This is a genomic window from Lachnoanaerobaculum sp. MSX33, from assembly GCF_000512995.1.
Taxonomy (GTDB): Bacteria; Bacillota; Clostridia; order Lachnospirales; family Lachnospiraceae; genus Lachnoanaerobaculum.
Window position 1 is genome coordinate 45,827 of record NZ_AZXX01000060.1, and the last position, 12,752, is coordinate 58,578.

A 12,752-nucleotide genomic window follows, 5' to 3' on the forward strand; every position below is an offset into this window, starting at 1 on the left:
TATACTATCACAAAATAATTGTACCACCAATAAAGATAGTCTTAAAATAAAAAAGTGCAGTCGGTTTTACCCTTCTGCACCTTAGCTTATTTATCTAACTTACTGTCAGTCTTTGCCTGGAACTTTTCATTATTTACAATAAATCTTTCGTGAATTCCCTCTCCTATAAGACCTTTTTCATCATATGCCTCAACCTTGAATGTAAGAGCTCTTCCATCCACATTTATAAGCTCAGACTTTATCACGACCTTCATCCCAAGCGGTGTGGCTGATAAATGCTTTACATTTACACAAGTACCTACTGTAGTAAATCCCTCCTCCAGTATATCGTTAACACTCATAAAACATGACTCTTCCATCAAAAGTATCATCATCGGTGTGGAAAACACCTCTAAACTTCCACTTCCTATACCTGCTGCAGTATTTTCCTTTGTTACAATAGTCTCTCTTTGTCCCTTTATTCCTACTTCCAACATAGTATTCTCCTTATCTATAGATATAGGCTATTTTATCATATTTTACTAATGAATGTTATACAGATAGAGTTAATATAACAGATTTTAATCTGTCGGTATAACAGACCTCAAAGTCATTTGGTATTTCGATTTTTACATTATCGGAAATATAAATCTTAACATCCTTGTTTTTTGAAATATCCGTATTTACCGCTTTACTAATATCAAACGCTTTATTAAAACACTTTTCAACTGAGAAAACATCAAGCCTTTTTGACTCATCAATTTCACCTGATGAATATATGATAAATTTAGGTGCATCCAAGACTTTGAGATTATATTTTGAATAAATATAATCTGCAAAGTTTCTTCCTTCTATTTCCAACTCTCGTGTAAAAGCCTTCTCCCAAAACTTTGCAGGATTACATGTCGAAACAGGTAGCATTACGCTTAATGTAGCTTTTTCATTATTTTCTATAATATAAAGTGATACTCTTACAGTTACTTGACAATCGCCATAATTGTAGCTTAAATACTCATATCCGATAAATGAAAACTCTTTATCTGTAACTACCTCTTTTACTTTTTCAGTGAATATATCCTTATTTTTTGATAGATTATTTAAGTCTTCTATAGGATAATTAAGGTATAGATCACAGACCGGAAACTCCATATCTCTCACATCCGCAAATTCATCAATTGTGGCTTCAAGATTTTCATTGTTGCACATATTGCTGACATTATCCTGCAAATGTATCTTCTCTTCCTTATCTTTTTTTATGTAAATAAAAGCATCCTCATAACCATACTCGGAATGAACTCTCACCTTTGCCTTTATATACATAGGAATTACTTCCCATTGGTCTATATAGAACATGTCCTCCTTATTTACAAGTAATACCTTACCTTTAACACATCCTCCCTCATTTGGAACTACATTGAAATACTTCTCAGCTGTGTTTATAGAATATCCCTCTAGTCTTGCATCATATGATTCCAAAGTATGCCCTAAGAGCTTATTTTGCAAATATTCAGATTTCAAAGTTCCATATACAAATATCTTGTACATAAATATCTCCCATATACCCTGTATTGAAATTTCCATACGAGTATAATTGTTCTTTATAAAATTTATTTTCTGATATATTAGCACAATATAGAAAGTAAAATAAAGGGAATTAAGAAAACTTTACACCTTTAATATACCTACATACTTCATACTACTGCAACCTTCCGAATCTAAATCCGGAAAATCTTTAACAGCTACTCCCCAAATAACATTTCCTTCTAAAATCCCTTTTGCATTACACACCCTCTCAAATTCATCCAAATCAGAGATATAATCTTTTTCAAGCTCGCGTACATTACATAAAGAAGCCCTAAAACAAAACCAAAAGTCCTTTTCATCCAGTTCTTCCAATCCCGTTTCCCTGCAAAATCCACACTTTAGGCTAATATCAGGTTTAGATCCAAGCCCCTCTTTGAAAAGTTTTAATTCATTTTCATATGGCTCATTATCCCAATACTGTTCAAAATCATCCTCTTTGAATGTAGCAATCCATATATAGTAAGTTTTCATATAAAATTATTCCTAACATATAACACATAGATTCTTGTACTGTCTTTTTATTAATTACTGGTTTGATTCCTATAAAACTAAAAATAAGCTACTAATGTTACTTAATACTTTAACCCTTCCGGAACCGGGATATTTTTCATATTTGGAGATACTTTTATCCTCGATATATGAAATGCATTTTTGCAATCATTACACCATATGACACCATATCCCATATTTGTCTTATCATCTATTATATGCATTGAATAATCCGTATTTATACTATTACAAACAGGGCAATTGCCGGGAGCATTTTTGTCAATAATAGATTTTAAGTTATTTGCCCACTTCAATATTTGTCCTCCTATAATCAAGTCAAGTCGTGTATTTACTATTCCGAATACTGTATTAAGTTCTATACTCCAATTCCTGCTATATTTAGGTTTTATATAATATTCGTTCGGTTGTCAAATTTCTAGTTTTACCATCTGATTGAGTATGTTAAATTATGAACTTTTGGGATCACAAAATGTGACCCCGAACAACTTATTTTCCAATCTGGTTATATTCAACTACTATCGGATACAGAAATCGTAATATAAAATTTAACTTATCCTAATTCTTCAAATAGTTTTATTACACATGTTATAAATTATATTATCTAACTTTAAAATAATATTAGAAATTTCTTTATTTTTACTTCTATCATTCCTCTCATAACGATTTGAACTATTTATATATTCTTTCATTTTATCCTTTATTTGTATACACATAAACGAAAAAGATACTTTTTGATTATTATCAAAAATTTTATAAAACTTTTCATAGAAAACAATATATTGTCCAACCTGCCTATATGGATAATGTCTTTCTGGTGTTTTATTTGAACATATAAGTTTATGAGCTTCTGCAAAATTTTTATATGCATTTTCCTTATCATTATTATATATTGTTTTTTCCAACAACAATCTAGCTCTCAAACTCTCAACTTGATATGACTCTTCAGAATATCGTTCTTTTGAAAAAGCACTCGCAGTCTCTAAATATATTTCTGCTGCACTATAATCATGAATTTCCATAACTGCAAGTGCATACTGAATCCAGAAAAATTGGTTTTTTGAGTAATACTGAGTCTTTCTTGCATTTTCATAAAATCTAATATACATTTTATTAATTTCTTTATCTTCTCGGTTAAATATCATACGTAAATTTGAAAATGAAATAATTAATTTTAAAATAGAAATATTCTTTTGAATATATGCATGCTTTGATAAAAAATTTACCATTTCACATGAAATATCTAATATATCATTATTAAATCTATTATTCGCAATTATATGATATGCAACACTTGATGACTTGAATTTAATAGTATTGCGATCAAGTAGCACTAGATCTTTTATCTCTTTATACTTATCAAAATACAAAATATTAGTTCTAAAACCTAGTATAGTCTCTATATCGTCATATGTAATATCTATAGCAATAACATGACATATGAAAGCCATCAAAAGTATTTTTTTGCACTCTTCAGTTTTACATATTATACCTATAATTTCATTAAATTTATCAATAACATTTGGAGATTTATATATTTCCAACAGAATATTTCTAATTTCAGATTTACATTTCTTACTCAAAAAATTCTGCTTTTTATTTATTTTCATTGCTGCCTGACTTCCCCACAGATTGTATTGATTCAAATAATTTATAAAACTTTGTATCTCTAGTTGAGTTAAAAAATTCAGTTCATACATTGCCAGCGAATTTTCATCTAAATTAAGTCCCTTAATAAGTCTACCATAAAAATTATCATTTATATAACTTCTTGCCGTAAAAACAAATTTTATATTACTACAATTATATCTAAGTATAATTTCCCAGATAGAGCTATCTACTAGCTGATTATAATTTTCAAAAAACAAAAAATGCATTCCCTTTTCTGATGCAAGATGTGATAAATCGTCTGATAATGAAATATCAAATTTATCTAAATAGTATACACGTCCCAATAATTTTAAACGTTCCTCCACTTGTTTCATTACAACTGTTTTTCCGTTTGCTAAATCCGAATGAAATATAACAACTTTACCTTCTTTATTCAAAAACTTAATAGCTGAATCAACACATTCCCTTTCAACAACATAATTATTTTTATAATTAGTTGCAATCTTGTCATCGTCTACTATACCGTATAACAATAACTCAATAATGCTATTTGAATCAATGTTATTTGCAACACTTTTACTCTTTTTACATTCTCTCAGACAGATTAGTTCATGTTCTTTTTTAGACCTATTGTAGCTTTTATCAACTTTTTGTATATATTTGCTAAATTCTAGCAGCCCCTTATCATAGACTTCTCCAAATTTCTCCATTACTGATAATGTTCTTTTGCCAGGTTCAAAAGTTACAAATATGCATTTATCTTTTAATGATGAATCTTCTGAAAATATTTGTTGAAGTTCTATATCATATCCCAAGGAATATCCTATAAATATAACACTTTTAGCATTTACAATATCATGATGTAGCGCAACTGCCCAATCACTACCAGTAATTGTTCTTTTCAAATATGATTGTTGCGTCAACTTAAAGGTAGTATTAATATTATTCTCGTTTACTTCTCCAATATAACCATTAATATGTATTACAGCATTTTTCTGATTATGTACTTCTGAAATACGTGATGAGGATGTTATTGGCTCTCTCAATATACCTTTATTTCTTGATGCGAATTCCATTACATCATCATAATTTGTAGTATAAATTCTCTTCCAATCAATTCCTGCTATAACTTTATGCTCATCACCTACACACAAACAACTGTATTTTTTCTTAAGTATATTTATTAAATCTCTTAGTGTATTTCCTGCATCTAGATACCTTGTTGATATATAACTTAAGTCCTCGAGATCTTTTTCGTCTTCTCCATCTATATCTATATTTCCTTGTTTTATTAATTCTTTACACAAACCAGCTGCCATAGGAAAATCAGTATCATCAATATTTTTCGCTCCAACTGAAAAACCAGCACCTAAAAAAAGGATTGCATTCCCATCCAATACATTTTTTACTATTTTTTCTAGTTTATTATCTATCATAGCCACTCCTAATTTATCAAAAATCCATTTATTATTTACAATCTAATATAGTACAATAATAACACTATATGCTGTCAGAATAAACGTATTTCGTATTCTTTGTATACAACTATTGTCTGATCAGTCACTTCTGTCATGAAACTCTCCACTTGATCTTCCGCAGCTCTTAAAGCATGAGTATTGTGCTTAATATTACTACCTCTCCCAGCAACCTTGTTCAAGGTCACATTTTGTGACCTTGAACGTTCAGATACGTCAAGAAAAACTTCCTATCCCCTAATAATATAATTTTTTGCAAGGGATTCCTGATTTACAATCATGTTGTCTTTTTTATCCATCGTTTATCCTCCTATTCAAACTTTTCTAACATTCCAGACATTACACTACACATAGTATATCATGTGTTTAATGCTACACACTTTGAGAAATTGAATAAAGTACAAATATCCATGTCAGCCTTTAATTAAAATATACCTTTATTGACTACTTCTCTTAATTGCTGACTTAAAAATATATCACCAACAGAAACAAAAAACTCAATCACATTTTCATCACCGATAGCAGTAAGTATATTATCTATTATTATATTCCATTCTGGGAATTTTTTTCACTCTTCATATAATTCAAATATTTTATATACTACTTCTTCTTTACTAAGATTACTCTCTGCTTCCATAAATAACTCCTATTCTCTAAAATTTTAACAATCCATCCTATATTTATGTAACTTTATATTCAAAAAACCATCTATATGTCATCTCATCTTTATTATAGTTTAATATTTTAGCATTGGTATCTGATTTTACATATTATAATATGTATCAAAATACTATAACTACGCAGCAGCATTCTCATTAATGCTATCTATAATACCTTTGATATTTGCCCATACTCCCAAATCTGTAAATATCTCAACTATACTTCCCTGGTCTGTAAATGGAGCGTCTTGTAATACAGATAAATCCTTCATCATTCCATTGTGAACTATATACTCTACAATCTGATTTACAAAGTAAATCTGTCTGCTGTCAAGATTGCTGTTCTCAAGATACTCTGAAAATGCCTCCTTAGCTGCATTCATATCAAGACCGACTATTTCTCTTACCAACTCACCAAGTGGCTTTTGTCCGTATTCCTTCTCATATTCCTCTTTTGTTCCAAGTTCTGACCAAAGTACTTTTTCAAGTTCTTTTATATCATCTTTGCTTAAAGGAATATTTGATTTCAACTTTTGTATAGCCTCATTGTCCTGATGCTCTTTAATATAATATTCAGCCTTTGCACGATAATTCTTCAATGAATCACTTTCAAGATCAGAGTCATTCCATTCTATTGAAATTATATCGTCAGTAAAGTTAGTATCATATATAATACCTCCCTTTGGGATATACTTCATAAGTCCACGGAGCTTTTCTCTTATTATCTCAAACTCGTTTACACCACAGCCCTCTATGTAATCAGTATGTAATATATCTCCTATAAGGTCTGATTGCTCATTTATTTCTGTAATATTAGCAATACTTGCAAGTTTTTTCGCATTCTTCCTTAAATCAGTAACAAACCTCTTATATGATTTACCTGCAAGACATGCAAGCTCTATGCCATACATCAATGCATCGAAACGCACTGCACTGATTTCATCATCTTCAGGTAAAATAAGAGGTGAAAGTTCTTCTCTTATCAACACAGTATCTTCAAATGTAAGTGCCTTATAACCTTCTTCAGTAGAATATAATTCCACAAACTTTAAATGTTGCCTTACATCAAAGCTGTCTCTTGAAAGCTCTGATACCTTTGCTACCATCTCTTCCACAAGTCTTTTTCTAAACGCTCTGAGCTCATCACTCTGATAATCCAAATCCTGCAATCTATATGCAATTTCAAACTTTAAATTAAAGATGGCACTCTGTATAGGAATAGAATTATCCGTAGCCTTACCCTTACTTATTCTAAAGAAATCAAAATTACCACAAAAATCGAAAATATAAAATTTAGACTTATCTACACCGTCAATAAGCCCTGGGCATAGTCTTGTTCCACGTCCTATCATCTGCCAGAACTTTGCATAACTCATTACTTTCTTAAAGAAAACAAGATTGACAACCTCCGGAACATCAATACCGGTATCCAGCATATCTACAGAAATAGCTATCTGAGGAAATTTATTTGCATCCGAAAAATCATCAATAATACGCTGTGCAAATTTAATTCTGTTGTCAATAACCTGAGCATATCCGGTTAGATGTGGATACTCTTTATTAAAGATTTCAAGAATCTTCTCAGCATGTGCATGATTCTTTGCAAAAATAATGCTCTTGCCAATTTTTTGTCCATAATCTATTTTAATTCCGTTCTTCATAAATGTATCAAGAACTTTACGAATAGTATCAGAATTAAATATCCACTCATTGAGTGCAGATGAGCTTATTGACTCCGGTAAATAACCATCCTCTGTCTCAAAAGTATTCTCATATATGCTCTTATCTTCATCTGAAAGATCCGCATACACAATTCCTTCCTCAATAAACTTAAGCTTCGTTTCAACTGATAAAAAATCAACAAGATATCCATCATTTACAGCCTGTGAGAGTTCATATCCGTATGTCGGAATTCCCTGCTCAAGATCAAATCTTTCATAAGTGTTTTTATCAATGTCGTCTTTTGGTGTAGCTGTAAGTCCTACCAAAGGAGCATCAAAATATGTAAAAATATTTTTATATTTATTGTATATAGACCTATGTGCTTCATCACATATCACAAGATCAAAATGTCCGCATGTAAATATTTTTCTATCCTCTTCCTTAGCCGAATCTATGCAATTCATCATAGTCTGATATGTAGAAAAAACGCAATGAGCATTATAATTATCTTTTTCATCACAAAGATTGGTTACTGAAAGGTCAGGATAATTATTTCTAAACGCTCTCTTTGCCTGAGTTACTAAAGATGTTCTGTCCGCAAGGAACAAGATATTCTTAATCCATCCTGCATCAAGAAGTACATGACACAACTCTATTACAGTTCTTGTCTTTCCTGAACCCGTAGCCATAACAAGTAATGCTTTCCTACGATGTTTATTATCGAAAGCATTACATACCGCCTTGATTGCGGCCTCCTGATAATATCTACCTGCAATATTCTTATCTATAACGACATTTTCAAGAGATGTTCTCATTTTTCTTAAGTTGAACATCTTTTCCAAGTCTTCTTTTGAATATACGCTTGCTACCTTCCTTTCAGGATAATCACCATCTATTATTCTGGTCTCAAATCCGTTTGTAAGGAAAATACAAGGTCTTCTACCGAATTTTTTCTCAATAGCGTCTGCATAGTCGTTTGCCTGTTTTCTTCCGGCCACAACATCTACACATGTACGCTTTGCCTCTACTATTGCAAGTGGTTTGTGAGAAGCATCATAAAGTACATAGTCTACAAATCCGTCACCTGAATCTGTAGGCAATCCATCTATCTTTACCTCATTTAACCAATCAGAACCTTCTCTCCATCCTGCATCTGCCAGCATAACATCAATGTACATTTTTCTTGTTGAATATTCTGAGAGTTCAAGCGGCTTTGTAACATAGCTTTGGATCTTTTCTTCTCTCTGCTCTGTAAGTGAAGCCTTAAGTGATGCATTCTCTGCTATCAATTTATCCAAATCTATATCGGAAATTTCAGTTGTCTTTGGCGGCTCAACCTCTTTTGTCAGAAGTGATTTATCAAAGCTTTGTTCAACATAATTATCCGCATAACAATAGCTCACAAAATCAAAGAATATATGTAGATTCTCGAGACAAAGTATTGCCTTCTCCTCTGTTACCTTCCTTGCATTGTGAGTACCGTCATTACCTATCTTACGTATATAATCCATACGCTTAAACAAGTCTGAATCAATAATATCTTTGAATTCTTCAGTATTCATCAAACTTATCAGATTATCCTGATATGGTTTAGTCAATGAAGCATCTACCGAATACATCCATTTAATAGCAAACTCCATGGCTCTGCGGCAATTCATTACACACAGCCCCGGATCTATATATAAAACTTTTTCTGCCGCAATAGCAACATCTGAAAAGGTATCAAATCTCTTTTCCTTTTTCAAATAGTCAAAGTTGCCCATGGCAAACCTCCCCATAGTTTTAGTAAGTAGTATTTAATAGAGAATATCTCAACTTTATAGGAATATTCTTAAAATTTTATTTATGCAAAACTCAATCGTGTTAAGAAAATCGTTAACTATGACCATTTTACAGCAAAGTTAGGGTTTTGTATATATGGATTTGAGGTTGTGAGACGGATAACAATTTTGATTTGTTGACTTGTTCAACAAAGTTGGCAAATCTTTTTTGTAAACCAACTGGAGGAATAATAATAGGGTAATTTCCTATTATCTTAAGATTTAACCCACCTCTTCCATCAGTATTTGTAGAAGCTCTTCTAAGCTCATTATACTGACGTTTTAAAAAATATAACAAATACTCAGCGTCTATCTTTTCATTATTCACTATTGAGCAGATTGATTGATTTGTACATAGCTCAATTTCAGTTATTGCTGCCATACCTCTCGTTCTTCCCTGCCCTGCCATCGCTAATACCACAGTCTTCGGAGGAACAAGTTTTGTACTTGTTTTATCATACCCCAAATGTGTTATGAAATTATCTGTTCTATCTATCCTACCTTTATTGACCTCTCCAGAACTCATCCACGGAATAGTACCATTATTCCAATACTCATCAACTTTTGTACTTGGTGTAGCACCTGCAATACAAGACCCAATTTCATTAATTACTCCCCTTTGCCACCTTTTATTATTAACACTTGGATCTCCAAACATCTCAACAAATCGGGCTCTAATTAAATTATCTAGCTTACTTAATTCTACTTTATATAGCTCAATTATGTTTGTAACTGTATCCAATGTTTTTACAATATTTTTCTGAGACTCCGCATCCTTATATTCCAAATTAATCTCTTTAAGCCATTTGAAATGTCTGTTATAACCAGTGTCAGGTATTCTCGCGTTCCTCAATACATAATATAAATATTTATAATTTGCATCTTTAATCTTTGACTTTAAAAGTTTTACTCCATCTGCCCCCAAGAAAAACGGCTCATCAACATATTTTATAATTCTAGTATGATCACCAAACACAATAGCAGGTACATCTTCAAACAAACCATCATCAATATTTGTATATCCGGCAATATTATTTTGTCCTTGATCTATTACAATGTACTTTCCATTAGATAAATATTCCTCTTTAGGTATTTTTCTACATCTACTTGTGTAATCATCAAATACTTCACAGAAACCTAATTTCATTCAAAATCCCACACAAATCTCAATCTGTATTTTACGCAATATATTTTTGATGGGAATTCTTTACATTATTTTGGTTTACCATGGCATATTGCATTGTAGTATCAATTTGAGAGTGACCAAGTATCTTCTGCACTTGTTCGATTGGCATTCCCTTATCTATAGCTCTTGTTGCCATACTTCTACGAAACTTATGTGGGTGAATTTTTTCAAGATTAAGCTTTCTACCAAGCTGCCTTAATCGAATTTCTACACCACTTATTTTCAATCTATCATGTGGTGCATCCAATGTAACAAAAAGAGCCTCATTATCATCATCTCTAGTCTCAATGTAATCAATAAGGTGTACCTTTGCCTTAGCATCAAAGTATACTTTTCTCTCTTTATTTCCCTTCCCATATACAACACATTCACGACCTTCCAAGTCTATGTCACTAATATTTAGATTTACAAGCTCACCTACTCTTATACCGGTAGAATACAGCAAGTCTATTATAGCCTTGTCTCTTTTTGATGAGCAATTATCTCTAAGTCTTTCTATACTCTCATCAGAAATTACGCTCTTTACCACTGTCTTAGTCCTTATTTTATGAATACGCTTCATAGGACTTTTTAAAATATAATCTTCCTCTTCGAGCCATGAAAAGAAACTGGAAATATTTCTTCTAATATTATCAATGGTAGTATTACTGCAATTATTTATCTTTTGGTAGTCAGAGAGATACTCTCTCATCTCTTCGGTGGTTACTCTTCTTACCGGTGTATCCTTATTCCTTAACAAATGCTCTATTGTTACTTTATAATACTGTATCGTCCTTTCAGAACATCCCTCCACTTTCTTTGCATCCAAAAAGAGTTTCAAGAAATCTTCATTCGATATATCCTGCTTAGTAGCCTCACAATCAGAAAAAGCTTTCAAAATTACTTCCTGAAGCTTTTTCATCTGCGAAATAGATAAGTACTCTGACATTTCGTTTAGTATTATTACAATTTTGTCTTCCATGATGGTATTCTCCTTTGTATACCATCATCCTACGCCATCCAATTCCTTATTATATATACTGATTTAATTATTCAATAACAAAACGTTTGTATACATTTGTTCTGTTTTTACTATTTGTCACCTACCCAAAGTACTTTTGCATAAGACTATCAAATAATAACTGAGCTTTGTCCAATGCTTTTTGAACTTCAACTTTTGATTTGTTGACTTGTTCGACAAAGGTAGAAAAATATTTTTGTTTCTCAAAGCCTGGAAAATAGTATTCAAAGTTCCTAATCTTCTGCATATTTATTGAGGCCTGTGCCACTTTAGATACAAATGACATTATATATTTATTAGAATACATCAGAAGATGTACTAAAAAAACAGGATCGTAACTTAACTTATCTATTATAGTTATTTTCCCAACATTAGGTGCCAGATGATATTTATTATCCTCATCAACTAAAGCAACATCACCAATTGTACCTGCATATGTTATAAGAATATCTCCAATATACAACTTTGATCTAGGTAAAAGGTCAGAAGTTTCTCTTTCAATCCATTTTATATCATCTAGAATAATTTTTCCTCTTTTACAATTCAATCCTCTCAGCATTATAACATCACCAATTGAACCTATATCTTTATATTTTATATACTTAGTAAACTCAAAGCCTGCCAATTTAGTTACAGAAGCAATATCACCAATTTTTCGCCTATTTTCTTTAATCTTATCACCCTCTACCAAATCACCAAAGAGCTCGAAAAATCGGGCTCTGATGAGAGCATCTAATTTATCGATTTCAGACTTTCTTAAACTGATTATCTTTGATAGTCGTTCAAGATTAAGCACTGCCTTTTTTTGCAGATTCATTTCTGGAACATTTATTTCTATATCTGAAACAATCTTTTTCGATATTTCCTTAAATGTTGCACCTCTTCCAAATGAATTAAGATATTCTGTATTACCTTTAAGGAACCAGAAAAGATATCGGTTGTATATCTTCTCTGAACAAATCAGATTCTTAAATCCCTGATTACAATACATCTCACATCCAGCAATTGCCACCTTTCCTATAGGTGCTCTCGAGGACAAAATTACTGTTCCTTCTGGAAATGATGAAAGTCCAGTTTTCTTCACAGCTAGCTCTGTAATTTTCCTTGTTGTATCATAGACAATATAAGACTCATCATCCAATTCAGCAGGTGTAATCCACTTAATATCTCCATTCCAGTACTCTTCTATTTCAGTTTTAGGGGTACTCCCTGATACAATTTCACAGATGTCTCCTAACTTATATTTTGCCATCTATCATTCACACACAA

At 31.6% G+C, this 12,752-nt stretch carries 9 protein-coding genes; all 9 read right to left on the reverse strand.

The window, feature by feature from the left end:
* Positions 1-86 precede the first annotated feature (86 nt).
* A complete protein-coding gene (locus tag HMPREF1495_RS05200) occupies positions 87-476 on the reverse strand; it encodes a thioesterase family protein (protein WP_034212649.1) in 390 nt (129 codons plus the stop codon).
* A 55-nt stretch (positions 477-531) separates the two neighbouring features.
* Positions 532-1,524, reverse strand: a complete 993-nt coding sequence (locus HMPREF1495_RS05205; RefSeq protein ID WP_034212651.1) for a gamma-glutamylcyclotransferase family protein — start codon at positions 1,522-1,524, stop codon at positions 532-534.
* A 120-nt stretch (positions 1,525-1,644) separates the two neighbouring features.
* Positions 1,645-2,034, reverse strand: coding sequence for an immunity 22 family protein (locus tag HMPREF1495_RS05210; protein WP_034212653.1), 390 nt, complete (start codon positions 2,032-2,034; stop codon positions 1,645-1,647).
* A gap of 101 nt (positions 2,035-2,135) precedes the next feature.
* Positions 2,136-2,366 carry a hypothetical protein gene (locus tag HMPREF1495_RS05215; RefSeq protein WP_034212655.1) on the reverse strand — a complete coding sequence of 77 codons (231 nt, stop codon included), beginning with the start codon at positions 2,364-2,366 and terminating at the stop codon, positions 2,136-2,138.
* 270 nt (positions 2,367-2,636) lie between these two features.
* Entirely contained in the window at positions 2,637-5,117 is a 2,481-nt protein-coding gene (locus HMPREF1495_RS05220) for an SIR2 family protein (RefSeq protein WP_007590858.1), read from the reverse strand.
* A gap of 835 nt (positions 5,118-5,952) precedes the next feature.
* Positions 5,953-9,240 (reverse strand): DEAD/DEAH box helicase family protein, encoded by a 3,288-nt coding sequence (locus HMPREF1495_RS05225; protein WP_034212657.1) that lies wholly within the window; start codon positions 9,238-9,240, stop codon positions 5,953-5,955.
* A gap of 127 nt (positions 9,241-9,367) precedes the next feature.
* Positions 9,368-10,444 (reverse strand): restriction endonuclease subunit S, encoded by a 1,077-nt coding sequence (locus tag HMPREF1495_RS05230; protein ID WP_034212659.1) that lies wholly within the window; start codon positions 10,442-10,444, stop codon positions 9,368-9,370.
* A 31-nt stretch (positions 10,445-10,475) separates the two neighbouring features.
* On the reverse strand, positions 10,476-11,444 hold the full coding sequence (gene xerA / locus HMPREF1495_RS05235; protein WP_034212661.1) for a site-specific tyrosine recombinase/integron integrase: 969 nt from the start codon (positions 11,442-11,444) through the stop codon (positions 10,476-10,478).
* Between the two features lie 121 nt (positions 11,445-11,565).
* On the reverse strand, positions 11,566-12,735 hold the full coding sequence (locus HMPREF1495_RS13450; RefSeq protein WP_084544492.1) for a restriction endonuclease subunit S: 1,170 nt from the start codon (positions 12,733-12,735) through the stop codon (positions 11,566-11,568).
* Between the last annotated feature and the right edge of the window lie 17 nt (positions 12,736-12,752).